The organism is Streptomyces sp. NPDC022552, assembly GCF_055561875.1.
Genome location: NZ_JBVHGJ010000016.1, coordinates 97597 through 116410 on the forward strand (window position 1 = coordinate 97597; position 18814 = coordinate 116410).

Below are 18814 nucleotides of genomic sequence, written 5' to 3' on the forward strand. Positions count from 1 at the left end.
CCGTGGGTCCTAGCCCAGGGACGTCATCACGTGCTTGATGCGCGTGTAGTCCTCGAAGCCGTACGCCGAGAGGTCCTTGCCGTAGCCGGACTTCTTGTAGCCGCCGTGCGGCATCTCAGCGACCAGCGGGATGTGGGTGTTGATCCACACGCAGCCGAAGTCCAGCGCGCGCGACATCCGCATCGCGCGGGCGTGGTCCTTCGTCCAGACCGAGGACGCGAGGGCGAACTCGACGCCGTTGGCGTACTCCAGGGCCTGGCCCTCGTCACGGAACGACTGCACCGTGATGACCGGGCCGAAGACCTCGTTCTGGACGATCTCGTCGTCCTGCTTGAGGCCGGAGACGACGGTCGGGGCGTAGAAGTAGCCCTTCTCGCCGACCTGGTGGCCACCGGCCTCGACCTTGGCGTGGGCCGGGAGGCGGTCGATGAAGCCGGAGACCTGCTTCAGCTGGTTGGCGTTGTTCAGCGGGCCGTAGAGCACGTCCTCGTCGTCCGGCTGGCCGGTCTTCGTGTCCGTGGCCGCCTTGGCGAGCTGAGCCACGAACTCGTCGTGGATGGACTCGTGCACGAGGACACGGGTCGCGGCCGTACAGTCCTGGCCGGCGTTGAAGAAGCCCGCGACCGAGATGTCCTCGACGGCCTTGGCGATGTCGGTGTCCTCGAAGACGACGACCGGCGCCTTGCCGCCCAGCTCCAGGTGGACGCGCTTGACGTCCTTGGCCGCCGACTCGGCGACCTGCATGCCGGCGCGTACCGAACCGGTGATGGAGGCCATCGCCGGGGTCGGGTGCTCGACCATCGCCCGGCCGGTCTCGCGGTCGCCGCAGATGACGTTGAAGACGCCCTTGGGCACGATCTGGCCGATGATCTCGGCGATCAGGACCGTCGACGCGGGGGTCGTGTCCGACGGCTTGAGGACGACCGTGTTGCCCGCGGCGAGCGCCGGGGCGAACTTCCACACGGCCATCATCATCGGGTAGTTCCACGGCGCGACCTGGGCGCAGACGCCGACGGGCTCGCGGCGGACGATGGAGGTCATGCCCTCCATGTACTCGCCGGCCGAGCGGCCCTCGAGGAGCCGGGCGGCACCCGCGAAGAAGCGGATCTGGTCCACCATGGGGGGAATCTCTTCGCTCGCGGTGAGAGCGACGGGCTTTCCGGTGTTCTCGACCTCGGCGGCGATCAGGTCCTCGGCGCGCTCCTCGAAGGCGTCCGCGATCTTCAGCAGGACCTTCTGGCGCTCGGCGGGCGTGGTGTCACGCCAGGCCGGGAACGCGGCCGCGGCCGCGTCCATGGCGGCGTCGACGTCCGCCTGCCCGGAGAGCGGAGACGTGGCGAAGACCTCGCCCGTGGCCGGGTTGACCACATCGATGGTCCGTCCGTCGGCGGCGTCCCGGAACTCCCCGTTGATGTAGTTACGCAGCCGGCGCAGCTCGGTGGTCACTTTGCCACCCCTCCTGTCACGTTCATGGTCGCACTTCGTCGTGCGGCGTCCCGTTTGCTGAGACACCTCAGCCTAATCGCTTCCCTGACGCTTTCGACAGGCCCGCCATCCGCCAACTTCGGATTCGGTGAGATCTGAAGCCTCAGACAACGAATTTCATCGCTCTGGGCTTGCCAGACCGACGAGTCTCGGTGCAGAGTGAGGGCGTGGCCAGTCAAAGCACGAACTCCAGAACCGGTTCCGGTTCGTCCCCGACGATCGATGCCGTCTCTCTGGGGATCATCGAGCAGCTCCAGGAGGACGGTCGCCGTCCGTACGCCGCCATCGGCAAGGCCGTGGGCCTCTCCGAGGCCGCCGTCCGACAGCGCGTCCAGAAGCTGCTCGACCAGGGCGTCATGCAGATCGTCGCCGTCACCGACCCGCTCACCGTGGGGCTACGGCGGCAGGCGATGGTCGGCATCAACGTCGAGGGCGACCTCGATCCGGTGGCGGAAGCCCTGACTGCCATGTCGGAATGTGAGTACGTGGTGATGACCGCGGGCTCGTTCGACCTGATGGTGGAGGTCGTCTGTGAGGATGACGACCATCTTCTGGATGTGATCAACAAGCGCATCCGCACCCTCCCCGGCGTGCGCTCCACGGAGAGCTTCGTCTACCTCAAGCTCAAGAAGCAGACCTACATGTGGGGAACTCGATAATCGTGACCCAGGACCTGTCCAAGACCGCGTACGACCACCTGTGGATGCACTTCACCCGCATGTCGTCGTACGAGAACTCTCCCGTGCCCACCATCGTGCGTGGTGAGGGCACCTACATCTTCGACGACAAGGGCAAGCGCTACCTCGACGGTCTCGCGGGTCTCTTCGTGGTCAACGCCGGTCACGGCCGCAAGGAGCTGGCCGAGGTCGCGTACAAGCAGGCCCAGGAGCTCGCGTTCTTCCCCGTGTGGTCGTACGCGCACCCCAAGGCCGTCGAGCTCGCCGAGCGTCTGGCCGACTACGCCCCGGGCGACCTGAACAAGGTCTTCTTCACCACCGGTGGCGGCGAGGCCGTCGAGACCGCCTGGAAGCTCGCCAAGCAGTACTTCAAGCTGCAGGGCAAGCACACCAAGTACAAGGTCATCTCGCGTGCGGTCGCCTACCACGGCACCCCGCAGGGCGCCCTGTCGATCACCGGCCTGCCGGCCCTGAAGGCCCCCTTCGAGCCGCTGGTCCCCGGCGCGCACAAGGTGCCGAACACCAACATCTACCGCGCCCCGATCCACGGCGACGACCCCGAGGCCTTCGGTCGCTGGGCCGCCGACCAGATCGAGCAGCAGATCCTCTTCGAGGGCCCCGAGACCGTCGCGGCCGTCTTCCTGGAGCCGGTGCAGAACGCCGGCGGCTGCTTCCCGCCGCCGCCCGGGTACTTCCAGCGGGTCCGCGAGATCTGCGACCAGTACGACGTCCTGCTCGTCTCGGACGAGACCATCTGCGCCTTCGGCCGCCTCGGCACGATGTTCGCCTGTGACAAGTTCGGCTACGTGCCGGACATGATCACCTGCGCCAAGGGCATGACCTCGGGCTACTCCCCGATCGGTGCCTGCATCGTCTCGGACCGCATCGCGGAGCCGTTCTACAAGGGCGACAACACCTTCCTGCACGGCTACACCTTCGGTGGCCACCCGGTGTCGTCGGCGGTCGCCATCGCCAACCTCGACATCTTCGACAAGGAAGGCCTGAACCAGCACGTCCTCGACCAGGAGGGCAACTTCTTCGAGACCCTGAAGAAGCTGCACGACCTCCCGATCGTCGGCGACGTCCGCGGCAACGGCTTCTTCTACGGCATCGAGCTCGTGAAGGACAAGGTCACCAAGGAGTCCTTCACGGACGAGGAGACCGAGCGCGTGCTCTACGGCTTCCTCTCCAAGGCGCTCTTCGAGAACGGTCTGTACTGCCGCGCCGACGACCGTGGCGACCCGGTCATCCAGCTGGCCCCGCCGCTCATCGCCGACCAGGGCACCTTCGACGAGATCGAAGGCATCCTGCGCTCGGTGCTCACCGAGGCGTGGACCAAGCTCTGACCCTCCCCGCCGTCCCCGCCCCCCCGCGGGGACGCAGGACCTCACGCCGCCCTCACGGCGTGACCCCACGGCCCGGGTTGCCGCCATCCGAGTGGATGGCGGCAACCCGGGCCGTGTGCTGTCCGTACAAACGGATCTGAATCCTTACGGTGCCCAGTGACTGACAGGCCCGTCCCTTCGTTCCCTCGGACGGGGGAACGCAAGAATCGGATCCGACATCGAGGTGTACGCGATGGCCCCACCGGACAACGACGTGCTCTGGGCGCGTTCCCTGCACTGCACCCTGGAGGGATCGGACGTCCTGACCGGCGTCTCCCTGGGGGTGCGCGAGGCCGAGATCCTCGCCCTGGTCGGCCCGCGCGGCAGCGGCAAGACCACCCTGATGCGCTGTCTGTCGGGGCAGACCGTCGCCCAGCAGGGCGAGGTCTGGTTCAACAGCAGCCCGGTGCACACCATGAGCCCGGTCCAGCGTGAACGGCTGCGCCGCGACCGGTTCGGCTGGATCGACCCCGAGCCCGGACTCGTACCGGAGCTGACCGCCTGGGAGAACGCGGCCCTGCCGCTCCTGCTGCGCGGGGTCTCGCACCGGACCGCGAAGGCCTCCGCCCTGGAGTGGCTGGAGCGGCTCGACATCGGCGCGTGCGCACGCAAGCGTCCGCACGCGCTGACCCAGTCGCAGCGGCAGCGGATCGCCATCACCCGGGCGCTGGTCACCACACCGTCCGTGCTCTTCGCCGACGAGCCGACCGCCTCCCTGCACCGCGCCGACGGGGCGCAGGTGCTCCGTACGCTCACGGCCGCGGCCCGCTCGCACCGGATCACCGTGCTCCTCGCCACCCACGACCCGGAGGTCGCCGGCCTGGCCGACCGCTCGGTCGCCCTGCTCGACGGCCGGCGGGTGGGCACCACGGCACCGACCACCGGGGCGGAGGGCGTCGCCGCGTGCTCGCTCTCCGTCTAGTCCGCGGGACCCACCCCCTCGTGCTGCTGCGGCGCCTCCTGGTCGCCTCGGCGGCCGCGGGGGTCGGCTTTCTGCTGCTGTGCACGCTCGGGTACGCCGTGGGTCACCCGGACCGGTCGGCATCCGCGACCCTGCGGCTGCTGTGGTGTGTGATCCCGATGGCCGCGACCGTGCAGTTCGCGGTCGCCGTGGCCCGTACGGATCCCAGCACCCGGCCCCGCCCCGGGCTCTCGGCGATCGGGCTCGGCCCGGCCCGGCTCACGGCGATCGCCGCGGCCTCGACGGCCGTCTCCTGCACGCTCGGCTCGATGGTCGCGCTGCTGTTCTACCTGCACCTGCGCGGCGACATCACCGGGCTGCCGTTCGACGGCGCCGCCGCCGAGCTGCTCGCCGCGGGGCGCCCGATCCCGCTGGCGGCCGCGCTGACGCTCCTCGCGATCCTGCCGGTGGCCGCCTCCACGGCCGCCGGCCTCGCCCTGCGCCCCCGGAAGGCTCCCGCGCCCCCCGAGGGCATCGAGAGGACGGCACCTTCGGGACTGCCCTGGGGCGTGGCCCTCCTCGCGGTCGGCCTCGCGGTCGAGACGTACGCGGGGCAGGGCGGCGACAGCGGCGGACTGCCGCTCCCCGGGCGCCTGGACGGCGATCCGGCGGGGGTGCTCGCGGGCTGGATCCTCACCGCGATCGGCCTCGCGATGGCGGGTCCCGGCATCACACACTGGTGCGGCCGGCTGCTCCAGGCGGTGCGCCCGGGCGCGATCCGGCTCCTCGCCGGCCGCGTCCTGATGGACGAGTCCCGCCGCATCGGGCGCCCGCTGGGCGTGGTGTGCGCGGTGGCCTCGGGCGCGGTCGCGGCGGCGACGCTCTACGACATGGGGACGGGCGACTTCGGGCCGCTCACCGGTCTGGGGGCGGCGCTGGTGGCGGCCTGTACGACGGCGACGCTGCTGACGGCGGCGCTGGAGTCCAAGCAGTGCCGCGCCCACACGGCCGAGGCACTGGTCCGCCTCGGCGCCCCGCCGACGGTGCTGCGGTCGGCGGCGCTGATGCGGGCGGGGGTGCTGGTGGCGGTCTTCCTGCCGCTGACCTTGCTGGTGGGCGGCCTGGCGGCGGTCCCTCTGGGGACGTGAGCCGCGGGCCGCGCCCCGGCGGGCGCGTGCACCCGACCGCCCCGCGCCGCCCCCACTCCTGCCGGCCCCGCACCGACGGGCCCCTCAACACCTGGTCCTACGCTGTCCGCATGACCCACAACGAGCGCGAGATCCACAACCCCGCCGAGTTCGACGCGGTCGTCGCGCGCGGGTCCCTCCTCGGGTACCGGATCCAGTCCGTCGACCTGACCGGCCGCACGTCCGCGCTGCTCTCCACCCCCACCACCGGCGCCGTCTTCCTCGGCTGCACGCTGCAGCCCGAGGCCGCCGCGAAGGTCCGCGCCGACGGGGCCCTCGTCTTCCCGCCCGTGCCGGATCTGCCGTTCGACCCGTACCGGGCCCTGCTCTACTCCCCCGCCGAACTGTTCGACCGCGTCGAGGACGAGGGGTACGAAGCGACCCCGGACTTCCTCGCGTACGACTGGTTCCAGCAGACGAAGGCGGACGGCGACATCTTCGCGTCGATGCTCCGCTCCATCCACGACGACGCGATCTCCGACGCCCTCGACGAGCTCCTCCGCGGCGCACGGGTCGTCGGCGTCATGGGCGGGCACGCGATGGGCCGCGGCACCGACGCGTACGCCGGAGCGGCCCGGCTCGGCCGTGCCCTGGGCCGTGCCGGACTCACCGTGGCGACCGGCGGCGGCCCCGGCGCGATGGAGGCCGCGAACCTGGGCGCGTACACCGCGCCGCTCGCCGACGACGTCCTCGACGAGGCGCTCGAGCTCCTCGCCAAGACCCCCTCGTTCACCCCGTCCGTCACCGACTGGGCGCGTGCCGCGTTCGACGTACGGGCCCGCTGGCCCGAGGGCGGCGACTCGGTCGGTATCCCGACCTGGTTCTACGGCCACGAGCCGCCGAACCCGTTCGCCGGTCACATCGCCAAGTACTTCGCCAACGCCACCCGCGAGGACGGGCTGCTCGCCCGGTGCAACGCGGGCGTGGTCTTCCTGCCGGGGGCGGCCGGAACGGTGCAGGAGATCTTCGACAACACGACTCCGAACTACTACGAGTCGCGCGGAGAGCCCACCCCGATGGTCCTGGTGAACAAGGCGCACTGGACGGAGCGGCTGCCCGCCTGGCCGCTGCTCCAGTCCCTCGCCGCCGACCGTCCGATGGCGGCCCGCATCGCCCTGGTCGACTCGATCGACGAGGCCCCGGAAGCCCTCCGGGCACTCCAGGGCCTCTGACGGGACGGAGCGCCGCGCGCCGGAGCCCCTGGGCACGTGAGGCAACTTCGGCGGCCGATCCCACGTCTGGCAGTCCGTACCGCCGTACCCCTCCGCACCGGCTGAACGGAACCACTCGTGCTCATAGGACTGCTGACCGCCGTCGCCGCCTCGATCTGTTACGGCACGGGCTCCGTGCTCCAGGCCGTCGGGTCGCGCAGGTCCGCCCGGCGCGAGGCGGCGGCCGCAGCGGCCGGGCAGGTCACGGAGCGGGGCGGGCCGAGTCTGTCGTCGACCGCGAAGGCGGCGATGACCTGGGAGTTCGTCGTCGGTACGATCCTGGACTTCATCGGCTTCGGCCTCGGCGCGCTCGCGGCGCGGATGCTGCCGCTGTTCCTGTCGCAGACCGTGATCAGTGCGAATCTGGTCGTCACGGCGGTCCTGAGCGTCCGGCTGCTCGGGATCCGGCTGACCCGCGCGGAGTGGACCTCGATCGGTGTGGTCTGCTCGGCGCTCGTGCTCCTCGCGAGCGCGGCGGGCCCCGAGGGCAGCGGGCACACGCCGTCGGCCACGCACTGGTGGCTGCTCGCGATCTCCCTGCTCCTGATGGCCGGCGGCACGGTCCTCGTAAGGTTCCTGGGCGCACGGGCGGCGATCCTGGCCGGCCTGCTCTCGGGGCTCGGCTTCGGCGCCCTCGGCGTGGGCGTACGGATCCTGAACGGCATCGACCCGTTCGACCTCACCGCGCTCCTCACCGACCCCGCGCTGTACGCGATCCTCGTCGCGGGGGTCGGCGGGATGTACCTGCACACCGTCGCGCTGCAGATCGGCTCGGTGAACGGGGCGACGGCGGCGCTCGTGGTCGGCGAGACGGTGCTCCCCGGGATGATCGGGGTGTGGTGGCTGGGCGACTCCTCCCGCCCGGGCTTCGCCTGGCTGGCCGTGCTCGGCTTCGTCCTCGCCGTCATGGGCGCGGTCGCGGTGGCCTGGTTCGGCGCGCCGGAGGCCCATGGCGGGCAGGACGCGGCCACACCGGAGCCCGCGCCCGGGACAACGGAGGCCGAGTCCGGAACCGGGACACCCGGGCGTGAGTCCGGGACCGTTTCCGAGACCGGGGCGCCCGCGCTGCGCTAGGCCACGGCGGCCCGTACGCATCGCGTACCACCGGGCGCTCCGCCGCGCGGCGGACCCCCTCGCGACCACCGGGCGACGACCGGCGGGCCGGGGCCCGGGACGCTCGTCCCATGACCCCGAAGACTCTCCTCACCGCCTGGCCGTCCTGGGTCGGCCGCGCCACCCTCGTCTGGTCCGCGCTGTACGCCGCGGGTGCGGCCCTCGCCGCACTCACCGGGCCCGCGTTCGGCTACGCAGTGCTCGGCAAGGCGACGGGCACGGCCGCCGAGGCCACGGCCGCGGCGCTGTACGGGGCCGCCGCCGTCCTCGCGTACAGGATGCGGCGGCGCACCGGACGCCGCAGGCCGCCCTGGGTGGCCTGGGCGGTCGTCGTCCTCTGTCTGAGCTCGGGTTTCACCTTCCTGCTCAGCCCGACGCGGCTGCTGTTCCTCCTGTCCCGCAACCAGCCGCCGTTCGACTGGGCGGCCTGGGCGAACCAGGGCGTCGCGGTGCTCGGCGCCGTGCTGTGGGGCTGCGCGGCGCTCGCGTACCGGCGACGCACCCGCGGCACCTGTGCGCACTGCGGCGGCCGCCCCGGCGCCCCGTCCGTCCTGCCGCCGGACACCAGGGCCGGTCTCGTCGCGGTCGCCGCCCTCGTGCCGTACGCGACTCTGAAGACGGCCTGGGCGCTGGGCGTGACACCGGGCTTCACCGGTGAGGGGCGGCCGGGCGTCGACCCCGAGTACACCAGCGACGCCGGGCTCTGGCTGTACGACCACGGCGTCGACATCACGGCCGTCCTCGCCCTGATCGGCATGGCACTCGCCCTCGCCCTCACCCGCCCCTGGGGCCGCCGGCTCCCCCGCGTTCCGCTGCTGGCACTGGGCTGGGCGGGCACGGGCGCGCTGGTCCCGTTCGGGGTCTTCCTGGCGGCGTTCGGCCTCCTGGCCTGGACGGGCGTGATCGAGAGCTCGATCGACGACCACGCCCCGTGGGTGGTCGTGATCGCCTACGGCGGCTTCTGCCTCTACGGGCTGGCGCTGGGCCGGGCGACCGCCTCCTACCGGCAGACGACCCGCCGGCCCTGCACCCACTGCTGACGACGCGTCACTGCTGCTCCCCCGCGAGGACCACGACCTCGTCGGCGGCGAACGTCACGCCCACCTCCGCGCCCACCTCCGGCGCGTCACGCAAGGCGCACTCCGCCTCCAGGGGCGGCCCTTCGGCCGGGCTGAGGAGGACGGCGACGTGCGTGCCGCGGAACGTGCGGGCCTCGACCGCGCACGCCAGGCCGTCCGCCGTGGCCCCGAGCCGGACCCCGCCCGGGCGTACGAGGATCTGCCTCGCGCCCTCGGGCGATCCGTCCGGCACCGGGATCTTGCCCCACACGGTGTCGGCGGCCGCGCCGCTCACCGTCCCGGGCACGACGTTGTCGAAGCCGAGGAAGCGCGCCACGAACGCGGAGGCCGGCCGCTGCCAGACCTCCGGCGGTGTCCCGGTCTGGGCGATCCGCCCGTCCCGCATCACCACGACCCGGTCGGCGAGCGCGAAGGCCTCCCCCTGGTCGTGGGTGACGGCCAGCACCGTCGTCCCCAACCGCTCGAAGAGACCGCGCAGTTCGACCACGAGCCGTTCCCGCAGGCCGCGGTCGAGCTGTCCGAGCGGCTCGTCCAGCATCAGCAGCCGGGGGCGCGGGGCGAGGGCGCGGGCGAGCGCCACGCGCTGCTGCTCGCCGCCGGAGAGCGAGGCGACGGCCCGCCCGAAGGCCCCGGGCAGGCCGACGAGCTCCAGCAACTCCCTTACGCGTTCCTCTCGTTCGGCCCGCTCCACCCCGTGCATCCGCAGCCCGAAGGCGACGTTGCCGCCGACGTCCCGCTGCGGGAAGAGCTGGTGGTCCTGGAACATCAGCCCGACACCGCGCCGGTGCACCGGCACCCCGGTCTGGTCGGCGCCGCCGAGCAGGATCCGTCCGCCGTCGAGCGCCTGGAGCCCGGCGACGGCCCGCAGCAGCGTGGACTTGCCGCTGCCGCTCGGCCCGAGCACGCACACGATCTCGTGTTCGGCCACCTCCAGGTCCACGGAGTCGAGCGCGGCCCGCTCCCCGTACCGTACGGTCGCCTGCTCGATCGTCAGCATCAGAACTCCCCGGAGGCGGTCCGGCCCGTGCGGAGCCGTTCGAGCAGCAGCAGGGACACCGCGCACACCACCATCAGAATCGTCGAAAGGGCCATGGCCTGGCCGTAGTTGAGCTCGCCGGGCCGGCCGATCAGCCGGGCCACGGCGACGGGCAGGGTCGGGTTGTCGGGCCGGGCGATGAAGACGGTCGCGCCGAACTCGCCCAGGGAGACCGCGAAGGCGAACCCGGCCGCGATGAGCAACGCCCGCCGCACCAGCGGCAGATCGACCTCACGCCAGGCGCGCAGCGGCGAGGCGCCGAGCACGGCGGCCGCCTCCCGGAGCCGTTCGTCGACCGCGCGCAGGACGGGCAGCATCGTCCGTACGACGAAGGGGACACCGACCAGCGCCTGCGCGAGGGGCACGAGGATCCAGCTCGCCCGCAGGTCGAACGGCGGCTCGTCGAGCGTGATCAGGAAGCCGAAGCCGACGGTGACGGCGGAGACCCCGAGCGGCAGCATCAGCAGCGCGTCGAAGCCGCGCACCAGCCGTCCGGCCCGCCGGGTGAGGGCGGCGGCCGCGAGTCCGCCGATGACGAGGGCGAGGGCGGTGGCGACGAGGGCGTACCGGAGGGAGTTCCCGATCGTGTCGGCCATGGGCACGAGGAAGGTACCGGAGGGGTCGACGGACTGCAGGGCCCGGTAGTAGTCGAGCCCGTACCCGTCGGACGTGGCGAAGGACCGCTCGACGAGCACGGCGAGCGGGAGCACGAGCAGCAGCACGATGGAGACGAGGACCCCTCCGAAGAGCGTCCACTGGCCGAGCCCCTTGACCGGTCGCGCGGTCTGTTCGGGCGCGACGAGCTTCAGGGCCGTCTCCCGCCGCCGTACCGTCCGGGCGTGCACGGCGAGGACGACGCCGACGGCCACGAACTGGACGAGGGTGAGGACGGCGGCCGTCGTCAGGTCGAAGCGGTCGACCGTCTGCCGGTAGATCTCCGTCTCCAGGGTGGAGTACGCCGGTCCGCCGAGGATCTGGACGACGGCGAAGGAGCCGGCGGTGAAGAGGAACACCATGAGCGCGGCCGCCGCGACGGCCGGGGCGAGCGCCGGCAGGGTCACGGTCCGCCAGGCGGTGAACCGGGAGGCGCCGAGGACGCGGGCCGCCTCCTCCTGGCGCGGGTCGAGCTGCGCCCAGAGGCCGCCGACGGTCCTGACGACGACGGCGTAGTTGAAGAAGACATGTGCGAGGAGGATCGCCCAGACGGTGGTGTCCAGGCGGAGGCCCCACAGCTCGTCGAGCAGCCCGCCGCGCCCGACGAGCGCCAGGAAGGCCGTACCGACCATGACGGTCGGCATCACGAAGGGCACGGTGACGACCGCGCGCAGCAGCCCCTTGCCGGGGAAGTCGAAGCGCGCGAAGACGTAGGCGCCGGGCAGCGCGATCAGCAGGGTCAGCGCGGTGGAGGCGAGCGCCTGCCACAGCGTGAACCAGAGGACGTCGAGGATCTCCGGCCGGCTGAGCGTCGCGCCGAACCGGTCGAACCGCCAGGTGCCGTCGGCCCGCAGCCCGCGCTCGACGATCGAGGCGACGGGCCAGGCGAAGAAGAGCGCGAAGAAGGCGACGGGCACGACCATCAGGCCGAGCCGCGCCGCGCTTCCCCGCACGTCGCGTCGGCGAACACCGCTGACGCCGCTCCCGCGGTCTACTTCAGGACGAGCGAGGACCACGACTGGATCCACTGGTCTCGCTTGTCGGCGATCTTCTCGGGCGCCATGGTCTGCGGCTTGTCGATCACCTCGCCGTGCTGCGTGAACAGCGCGGGCAGCTGGGCGCCCTCGGTCACCGGGTTGACGAACATCTGCAGCGGCATGTCTTCCTGGAACTTCTTCGAGATCAGGAAGTCGATCAGCGCCTTGCCGCCCTCGGGGTTCTTCGCCCCGTTCAGCAGACCGGCGAACTCGATCTGCCGGAAGCAGGTGCCGGTGGAGACGCCGGTGGGCGCGTCCTTCGGCTGCGGCTCGGAGTAGAGGACCTCGACCGGCGGGCTGGAGGCGTACGAGACGACCAGCGGCCGGTCGCCCTTGGCCTTCTGGCCGCCGGCCGATCCGGAGAACTCCTGGTTGTAGGCGAGCTCCCAGCTGTCGACGGTCTTCACGCCGTTGGCCTTGAGCTTCTTCCAGTAGTCCTGCCAGCCGTCGTCGCCGTACTGCGCGGCGGTGCCGAGGAGGAAGCCGAGGCCGGGAGAGGACTTCTCGGGGTTCTCGACCACGAGCAGGTCCTTGTACTCCGGCTCGGCCAGGTCGTCGAAGGTCTGCGGGGGCGCGAGCTTCTTGTCGGCGAAGTACTTCTTGTCGTAGTTGACGCAGATGTCGCCGGTGTCGATCGGGGTGACGCGGTGCTCTTTGTCGATCTTCGTCTCGGCCGCCACGCCGTCCAGGCCCTTCGCCTCGTACGGCACGAAGATGCCGTTGTCGAGCGCGCGGGAGAGGAGGGTGTTGTCGACGCCGAAGAAGACGTCGCCCTGCGGGGAGCCCTTGGTCAGGATCTCCTTGTTGACGGCAACGCCGGCGTCGCCGCTCTTGAGGACCTTGACGGTGAAGCCGGTCTGCTTGGTGAACTCCGCCAGGACCTCCTTGGAGGCGTTGAAGGAGTCGTGACTGACGAGGGTCACGGTCTTCGGCGCGGGCTCACCGCTCTTGCCCGCAGCGTCCCGGGTGTCCTCGGTACCGCATGCGGCGAGCGTGGTGACGCCCAGCGCAGCGGCGATCGCCGCTGCGACCATCTTCTTGGTGCTCACTGAAATTCCTCCTGGGTGTGACCAGGAAGAGACGCGGCCCTGCCCACCGGAGGTGGGCAGGGCGCAACAGCTCGAGTTGCGACCGAACTTCCTACCCAGAATGACCTGGGCGAGGTTCAGAGGGTCTGCGGTCCGATGACCGCACTCTCAGCGCTGTGGCGCTCCCCTGTCGGAATATGGAGATGTGTTCGAGCACAGACTACAAGGTCAGCGCTCCGACGCCGCGAGCTGTCCACAGGCGCCGTCGATCTCCTGCCCGCGGGTGTCACGGACGGTGACCGGGACACCGTGGGCGGCGATGGCCTCGACGAAGGCCTTCTCGTCCTCGGGCCGGGACGCGGTCCACTTCGATCCGGGCGTCGGGTTCAGCGGAATCAGGTTCACATGGACCCGCTTCCCCTTGAGCAGCCGACCGAGGAGGTCGCCGCGCCAGGCCTGGTCGTTGATGTCGCGGATCAGGGCGTACTCGATCGAGATCCGGCGGCCGGACTTCTCGGCGTACTCCCAGGCGGCGTCGAGGACCTCGCGGACCTTCCAGCGCGTGTTGACGGGCACGAGGGTGTCGCGCAGCTCGTCGTCGGGCGCGTGCAGCGAGACGGCGAGGCGGCACTTGAAGCCCTCGTCGGCGAAGCGCAGCATCGCGGGCACGAGGCCGACGGTGGAGACGGTGATGCCGCGCTGCGACAGCCCGAGCCCGTCCGGCTCGGGGTCGGTGAGGCGGCGGACGGCACCGACGACACGCTTGTAGTTGGCGAGCGGCTCGCCCATGCCCATGAAGACGATGTTGCTGAGCCGCGCGGGCCCGCCGGGGACCTCGCCGTCGCGCAGGGCGCGCATCCCGTCGACGATCTGGTGCACGATCTCGGCGGTCGACAGGTTCCGGTCGAGCCCGGCCTGCCCGGTGGCGCAGAACGGGCAGTTCATCCCGCAGCCGGCCTGTGAGGAGATGCACATGGTGACCCGGTCCGGGTAGCGCATGAGCACGGACTCGACGAGCGTGCCGTCGTGCAGCTTCCACAGGGTCTTACGGGTGGTGTCGTCGTCGCAGGAGATGTGCCGGACCACGGACATCAGGTCGGGCAGCAGCTCCCCCTGCAGCTTCTCGCGGGAGGCGGCGGGGATGTCGGTCCACTCGGCGGGATCGTGGGCGTACCGCGCGAAGTAGTGCGTGGACAGCTGCTTGGCGCGGAACGGCTTCTCGCCGATCGCGGCAACGGCCTCCTTGCGCTCGGCGGGCGTGAGGTCGGCCAGGTGCCGCGGCGGCTTCTTGGCTCCGCGGGGGGCGACGAAAGTGAGTTCTCCGGGCTTGGGCATGGTGGTACCAGTGTCGCAGACCGAACCCTGTGGCCTGGGGCGGAAGCCGTAGGAGGCGATCGTCATGGCCGCCCCAGGACTTCGCACGTGGACCTCGGACGGCCCGGAGACGGCCCGGGATCACTCCCTCGCGCCCCTGCCCGCCACGCGAAACCCCAGATCAGCACCGCCGGCACCCTGAGTGCAACGGCAGGGTCCGGAGCCGTGGCAGGTCGGGGAAGCTTTCGGGCCTCAACTCACGCGATCTCGGCGAGGGCCGGTTCCCAGGGCTGTGACGGCGGCGACGAGCGACAGTGCCGCGAGCAGCGCGAACAGTGCGGGATAGCCGCCGAGCGGACCAGCGAGGACTGCGCCCGCGAAGGGGGCCAGAGCGGCTGCCACGTGGGCGGGTGCGCCGAGGAGGCCGGAGAGCCGGCCGTAGTCCGCGCTCCCCCAGCGATCGGTGACGGAGGTGGCCTGGAGAAGTGTGAGGTTGCCTCGGACCACCCCGGCGAGCACGGAGATCGCGATGAGAACCGCGTACGGGCCGGCCACGGCCGCCAGGGCCGCGGTGGTGAGTCCTCCGAGGCCGACGAGCGCGACCGTGCGCGCGGTGACACCGAGGCGGCGGGCGAGAGTCGCGTACAAGGTGCGGCCGAGGGTCTGTCCCGCGCCGCCCAGGCCCAGGGCCCATGCGGCTTGGGTCGTGGTGCAGCCGCGGTCCAGGAGGAGGGGGACGAGGCCGATGACGACGGCGTACATCGCGAACGCGGACAGGGTGAAGGTGGCGGCCAGCATCCAGAACGCGCGGCTACGCACTGCTTCACCGCTGCCGCCGGTGACGTGCGGAGGGCTCTCGGGGGCTGGTGGCCAGGGTGCCTTCAGCGCGAGGGCGTGGGCCGGGACGGTCAGGACCGCGAGGATGCCGGCGAGCACCACGTAGGTGGCGCGCCAGGACATGTGGTCGGCGAGGATCGCCGTCAAGGGTGCGAAGACCGTGGAGGCGAGCCCGCCGGCGAGCGTGACGATCGTCAGTGCGCGGACGTGGTCCGGGGCCCACCAGCGGGTCAGCGCGGCGAAGGCGGGCTGGTAGAAGGTGGCGGCCATCGCCGTGCCGGCGAGCAGCCATCCGAGGGTGAAGACTGCCGGGTCGGGGGCTGCGGCCACGAGCAGCAGGCTCAGGACACCGAGGACGGAGCCGACCGTCATGACGGTGCGGGGTCCACGGTGGTCCAGCACACGTCCGACGTAGATCCCGGCGAGGGCGGAGACGACGAGGGCCGCGGAGAAAGCCGCGGTGGTCGCGCCCGCGCTCCAACCGGTGTCCGCGAGGATCGCCGGGTTGAGGACGGGAAAGGCGTAGTAGACGATGCCCCAGCTCGTGATCTGGGTGAGGCACAGCGCGGGCAGGACGGCGCGGGGCCGCGACCGGCCCCCTTCGCCTGTCGCGGCCCCGCTCGTAGAGGTGTCGAGGTCGGTCACGAGCCGCAGGAGGGTGCCGGGGTGCCGGCGCCGAGCTGGATGAGGTCGGGAGACGGGGCGCAGCAACCGCCGCCGGCCGCCTCGTCGGTCTGCGGCTGGTCGAAGAGGCCCGCGCCGCCGCAGACTCCGGTCTCTGGCAGGACGAGCTCGACGCGTGCGGCGGACTCGCGGTCACCGGCGATCGCAGCGACGACGGAGCGGACCTGCTCGTATCCGGTGAGTGCGAGGAAGGTCGGCGCGCGTCCGTAGGACTTCATGCCGACCAGGTACACGCCCTCCTCGGGGTGGGCGAGCTCCTTGAAGCCGTGGGGGTAGACGGTGCCGCAGGAGTGCTGGTTGGGGTCGATCAGCGGGGCGAGGTCGACGGGAGCCTGGAGGCGCTCGTCGAGGCCGAGGCGGAGCTCGTCGAGGAAGGACAGGTCGGGGCGGAAGCCGGTCAGGACGATGACCTCGTCGACGGGGTCGAGGCGGTGACCGTCCTCGGAGACCAGGACGAGCCGCTCGCCGGCGCGCTCGATCGCCTGTGTGCGGAAGCCGGTGACTGCGTCGGCGTGGCCCTCGTCGACGGCGGCCTTCGCGGCGAGGCCGAGTGCTCCGCGGGCGGGTAGCTGGTCGGCGGTGCCGCCGCCGAAGGTGGAGCCGGAAATACCCCGGCGCAGGATCCAGGTGGCGTGAGTGCCGGTGCCCTCCTCGGACTTCGCGAGGTCGGCGAGGGACGCCAGGGCGGTGAACGCGGAGGCGCCGGAGCCGATGACGGCGGTGCGCCTGCCCGCGTACCGGCTCCGCGTGGCAGGGTCCCTCAGGTCCGGGACGCGGTAGGAGATCCGGTCGGCCGCCGCGCGCTCGCCGAGCGCCGGGAGGCCGTCGCCGCCGGCCGGACTCGGGATGGCCCATGTGCCGGACGCGTCGATGACGGCGCGGGCGAGGATCCGCTCCTCACGGCCGTCGGCGTAGGCGACGTGGACGGTGAAGGGCTGGGCCTCGCGGTCGGAGTCGACGATCCGGTCGCGGCCCGCGCGGGAGACGCCGGCGACCCGGGCACCGACACGAACCTGGTCGCCGAGGACGTCGGCGAGTGGCTGGAGGTACTTCTCGGCCCAGTCGCCGCCGGTGGGGTACGTGCCGGCGTCCGGCTTCACCCAGCCGGTGGGAGCCAGGAGCTTCTCTGCGGCCGGGTCGGTGAGCTCGCCCCAGGTGGAGAAGAGCCGCACGTGCGACCACTCGCGCACCGCCGCACCCGCCTGGGCGCCGGCCTCCAGGACCAGGGCGTCGAGGCCCCGGTCGACGAGGTGCGCGGCGGCAGCCAGCCCGGCGGGCCCGGCCCCGACGACCACGACGGGCAGCTGCTCGGTGGCGGTGGCGTTCATGGCGAATCCCCTTTGTTTCGACGTTTGTCGATCTCCTGCACCCTCAGCATGACACCGACATCGACAAGCGTCAACATAGACAGACTTCGATTTAGCGGCTGCATTCGTCGAGCGCGCCGAGCCCGCGGGCCTCGCGACCGCTGCACCCTGGGAGCTTGGTTCGACATGTGTCAACATAGACGTATGTCGAATGTGAAGGTGCTGCCGCTGCTGGAGCCCGAGGTCGAGCCCTGCTGTCCGCCGCTGAACGAGCGCCCGCTGACGGCGGAGGAGGCCGAACGGACCGCGATCATGTTCAAGGCCCTGGGAGATCCCGTCCGGCTGCGACTCTTCTCCGCGGTCGCCTCGCACGAAGGCGGCGAGGCCTGCGTCTGCGACATCTCCGACGTCGGCGTCTCCCAGCCCACGGTGTCCCACCACCTGAAGAAGCTGAAGGAGGCCGGCCTCCTCTCCTCCGAGCGGCGCGGAACCTGGGTCTACTACCGCGTCGAGCCCGCCGTTCTCGCCGCCATGGGGCAGCTGCTCACCAAGGCAGCCACCGTGTAGCCACGGAGGGCGGGAAGGGCGACGGAGGTGGTCACGATGGACCTATTGGGTTCATGACCGGCGATGTCGCGGTCAGGATCCGACCGAACCGCCGCTTCACCTGCTGGGCGCGTGGGCCGGTGCGTCGTGGGCGGTACTAGCGCCACTCTGCACTAGAGGCTTGGCCGCCCCCGATCATCACCAGGCCACGACCCGTGTCATTCCGTGTTCGCCCTGCCGCGCGTGAAGATGACGGCGACCAGGGCCAGGCCCACGGCGGCGCCGATGAGCTGCGCGCCGATGAACGCCGGGACGGAGGCGGGGGCGATGCCGGCGAAGGTGTCCGTGAAGGCGCGACCGATGGTCACCGCGGGGTTCGCGAACGAGGTGGACGAGGTGAACCAGTAGGCGGCGCCGATGTAGGAGGCGACCGCGACCGGTGCGAAGCGGAGCCGGTCGGTGCGGGCCAGACCGAAGATCAGCAGGACGAGCCCGGCCGTGGCCACGACCTCGCCGAGGAGCAGGTTGCCTGCCGAGCGGTCGTGCATGGACCACTTCACCAGCGGTTCGCCGAACATCGCATCCGCCAGCACAGCGCCCGCGACCGCGCCGACGACCTGGGAGGGCACGTAGGCGGCGAGCTCGCGCGCGTTCACGCCCGCACCGCCGCGGCGGGCGGTCCACCACTCGGCCAGGGTGACCGCCGGGTTGAAGTGCGCACCGGAGACCGGCCCGAGGAGGGCGATCAGTACGCCCAGGCCGAAAACGGTGGCGGTGGAGTTGGCGAGGAGCTGCAACGCGACATCATCGGTGAGGTCGGTGGCCTGGATGCCGGATCCGACGACGATCGCCACCAGGGCGGCGGTACCGACGAGCTCGGCAGCAGCACGTGCGGCGAGCGGGGTACGGGGCGGGGTGGCGCCGGGCGCGGGCCGCGGCGATGCGTCGGCGGCTATGGCGTCGCTCGCGGCGGGCTCGGTGGCGGTCACGGGCAGGGTCTCCTCGGGCAGGTGAGGCGAGAGCTACGGACAGGCCCTCTTGGTGTCGGGGTTGGCGCGCGCGATCTCGGCAAGGGCGGCGAACTGCCCGGCCAGGCCTTCGATGACGTCGGGCTTGAGGCGGTAGTAGGTGAACCGGCCGCAGGGTTCGGTCTCGACGACCCCGGCCTCGCGCAGCACCTTCAGGTGGTTCGAGAGGTTGGTCTGCCTGGCACCGGTCTCCTCGACGAGGTGGGTGGTGCAGAGCGTCTCGCGAGCGAGCAGGGTCACGATCTGGAGGCGCAGGGGATCACCCAGAACCCGGATCAGATCAGTATCGACTGACGTCATCATGG

General features: G+C 71.6%; 17 protein-coding genes. 8 read left to right on the forward strand and 9 right to left on the reverse strand.

The features are described 5' to 3' along the window. Nucleotides 1-9: 9 nt before the first annotated feature. Nucleotides 10-1446, reverse strand: a complete 1437-nt coding sequence (locus tag ACZ3OF_RS31100) for a gamma-aminobutyraldehyde dehydrogenase (protein ID WP_361678945.1) — start codon at nt 1444-1446, stop codon at nt 10-12. Nucleotides 1447-1652: 206 nt separating this feature from the next. On the opposite strand from ACZ3OF_RS31100, the gene ACZ3OF_RS31105 reads away from it, so the two are divergent. From ACZ3OF_RS31105 to ACZ3OF_RS31135, 7 genes are all read left to right on the forward strand, one after another. Beyond that, nucleotides 1653-2144: an Lrp/AsnC family transcriptional regulator gene (locus tag ACZ3OF_RS31105; RefSeq protein ID WP_361434458.1), complete on the forward strand. Its 492-nt coding sequence runs from the start codon at nt 1653-1655 to the stop codon at nt 2142-2144. Then, nucleotides 2129-3508 carry an aspartate aminotransferase family protein gene (locus ACZ3OF_RS31110; RefSeq protein WP_361603621.1) on the forward strand — a complete coding sequence of 460 codons (1380 nt, stop codon included), beginning with the start codon at nt 2129-2131 and terminating at the stop codon, nt 3506-3508. The genes ACZ3OF_RS31105 and ACZ3OF_RS31110 overlap by 16 nt, the downstream gene beginning before the upstream one ends. Nucleotides 3509-3740: 232 nt before the next feature. Next, on the forward strand, nt 3741-4469 hold the full coding sequence (locus tag ACZ3OF_RS31115) for an ABC transporter ATP-binding protein (protein WP_361678948.1): 729 nt from the start codon (nt 3741-3743) through the stop codon (nt 4467-4469). Continuing rightward, nucleotides 4451-5596 carry a hypothetical protein gene (locus ACZ3OF_RS31120; protein WP_361678951.1) on the forward strand — a complete coding sequence of 382 codons (1146 nt, stop codon included), beginning with the start codon at nt 4451-4453 and terminating at the stop codon, nt 5594-5596. Before ACZ3OF_RS31115 ends, ACZ3OF_RS31120 begins: the two co-directional genes overlap by 19 nt. Nucleotides 5597-5706: 110 nt before the next feature. Next, the gene (locus ACZ3OF_RS31125) at nt 5707-6807 is read left to right on the forward strand and encodes an LOG family protein (protein WP_467308113.1); all 1101 of its coding nucleotides are present in this window, start codon (nt 5707-5709) and stop codon (nt 6805-6807) included. Between the two features lie 117 nt (nt 6808-6924). After that, on the forward strand, nt 6925-7920 hold the full coding sequence (locus ACZ3OF_RS31130) for a DMT family protein (RefSeq protein WP_361678957.1): 996 nt from the start codon (nt 6925-6927) through the stop codon (nt 7918-7920). Between the two features lie 110 nt (nt 7921-8030). Further along, on the forward strand, nt 8031-8999 hold the full coding sequence (locus ACZ3OF_RS31135; protein ID WP_467308116.1) for a hypothetical protein: 969 nt from the start codon (nt 8031-8033) through the stop codon (nt 8997-8999). Nucleotides 9000-9006: 7 nt separating this feature from the next. Here ACZ3OF_RS31135 and ACZ3OF_RS31140 read toward each other — a convergent pair whose 3' ends face one another. The 6 genes from ACZ3OF_RS31140 to ACZ3OF_RS31165 form a co-directional block, all read right to left on the reverse strand. Beyond that, nucleotides 9007-10035 (reverse strand): ABC transporter ATP-binding protein, encoded by a 1029-nt coding sequence (locus ACZ3OF_RS31140; RefSeq protein WP_361678963.1) that lies wholly within the window; start codon nt 10033-10035, stop codon nt 9007-9009. Next, on the reverse strand, nt 10035-11651 hold the full coding sequence (locus ACZ3OF_RS31145; RefSeq protein WP_361679091.1) for an ABC transporter permease: 1617 nt from the start codon (nt 11649-11651) through the stop codon (nt 10035-10037). Before ACZ3OF_RS31145 ends, ACZ3OF_RS31140 begins: the two co-directional genes overlap by 1 nt. A gap of 68 nt (nt 11652-11719) precedes the next feature. Then, nucleotides 11720-12799, reverse strand: coding sequence for a thiamine ABC transporter substrate-binding protein (locus ACZ3OF_RS31150; protein ID WP_361679093.1), 1080 nt, complete (start codon nt 12797-12799; stop codon nt 11720-11722). Nucleotides 12800-13021: 222 nt separating this feature from the next. After that, on the reverse strand, nt 13022-14128 hold the full coding sequence (gene rlmN / locus ACZ3OF_RS31155) for a dual-specificity RNA methyltransferase RlmN (RefSeq protein ID WP_361678966.1): 1107 nt from the start codon (nt 14126-14128) through the stop codon (nt 13022-13024). A 231-nt stretch (nt 14129-14359) separates the two neighbouring features. Next, a complete protein-coding gene (locus ACZ3OF_RS31160) occupies nt 14360-15589 on the reverse strand; it encodes an MFS transporter (RefSeq protein ID WP_361678969.1) in 1230 nt (409 codons plus the stop codon). Next, nucleotides 15586-16956 carry an NAD(P)-binding domain-containing protein gene (locus ACZ3OF_RS31165; RefSeq protein ID WP_361678972.1) on the reverse strand — a complete coding sequence of 457 codons (1371 nt, stop codon included), beginning with the start codon at nt 16954-16956 and terminating at the stop codon, nt 15586-15588. The genes ACZ3OF_RS31160 and ACZ3OF_RS31165 overlap by 4 nt, the downstream gene beginning before the upstream one ends. A 183-nt stretch (nt 16957-17139) precedes the next feature. On the opposite strand from ACZ3OF_RS31165, the gene ACZ3OF_RS31170 reads away from it, so the two are divergent. Then, nucleotides 17140-17502: an ArsR/SmtB family transcription factor gene (locus ACZ3OF_RS31170; protein ID WP_361678975.1), complete on the forward strand. Its 363-nt coding sequence runs from the start codon at nt 17140-17142 to the stop codon at nt 17500-17502. Nucleotides 17503-17699: 197 nt separating this feature from the next. Here the strand turns inward: ACZ3OF_RS31170 and ACZ3OF_RS31175 are convergent, their stop codons facing one another. Both ACZ3OF_RS31175 and ACZ3OF_RS31180 read right to left on the reverse strand, forming a co-directional pair. Beyond that, a complete protein-coding gene (locus tag ACZ3OF_RS31175) occupies nt 17700-18470 on the reverse strand; it encodes an MIP/aquaporin family protein (protein WP_361678978.1) in 771 nt (256 codons plus the stop codon). A 33-nt stretch (nt 18471-18503) separates the two neighbouring features. Beyond that, nucleotides 18504-18812, reverse strand: a complete 309-nt coding sequence (locus tag ACZ3OF_RS31180) for an ArsR/SmtB family transcription factor (protein WP_361678981.1) — start codon at nt 18810-18812, stop codon at nt 18504-18506. Nucleotides 18813-18814: the final 2 nt, after the last annotated feature.

Excerpts from the sequence above, each read along its gene's own strand:
- ACZ3OF_RS31115 (WP_361678948.1), top strand. The coding sequence starts at position 3,741 with ATGGCCCCACCGGACAACGACGTGCTCTGGGCGCGTTCCCTGCACTGC.
- ACZ3OF_RS31125 (WP_467308113.1), top strand. The coding sequence starts at position 5,707 with ATGACCCACAACGAGCGCGAGATCCACAACCCCGCCGAGTTCGACGCG.
- ACZ3OF_RS31135 (WP_467308116.1), top strand. The coding sequence starts at position 8,031 with ATGACCCCGAAGACTCTCCTCACCGCCTGGCCGTCCTGGGTCGGCCGC.
- ACZ3OF_RS31140 (WP_361678963.1), bottom strand. The coding sequence starts at position 10,035 with ATGCTGACGATCGAGCAGGCGACCGTACGGTACGGGGAGCGGGCCGCG.
- ACZ3OF_RS31145 (WP_361679091.1), bottom strand. The coding sequence starts at position 11,651 with ATGGTCGTGCCCGTCGCCTTCTTCGCGCTCTTCTTCGCCTGGCCCGTC.
- ACZ3OF_RS31150 (WP_361679093.1), bottom strand. The coding sequence starts at position 12,799 with ATGGTCGCAGCGGCGATCGCCGCTGCGCTGGGCGTCACCACGCTCGCC.
- rlmN (WP_361678966.1), bottom strand. The coding sequence starts at position 14,128 with ATGCCCAAGCCCGGAGAACTCACTTTCGTCGCCCCCCGCGGAGCCAAG.
- ACZ3OF_RS31165 (WP_361678972.1), bottom strand. The coding sequence starts at position 16,956 with ATGAACGCCACCGCCACCGAGCAGCTGCCCGTCGTGGTCGTCGGGGCC.
- ACZ3OF_RS31170 (WP_361678975.1), top strand. The coding sequence starts at position 17,140 with ATGTCGAATGTGAAGGTGCTGCCGCTGCTGGAGCCCGAGGTCGAGCCC.
- ACZ3OF_RS31180 (WP_361678981.1), bottom strand. The coding sequence starts at position 18,812 with ATGATGACGTCAGTCGATACTGATCTGATCCGGGTTCTGGGTGATCCC.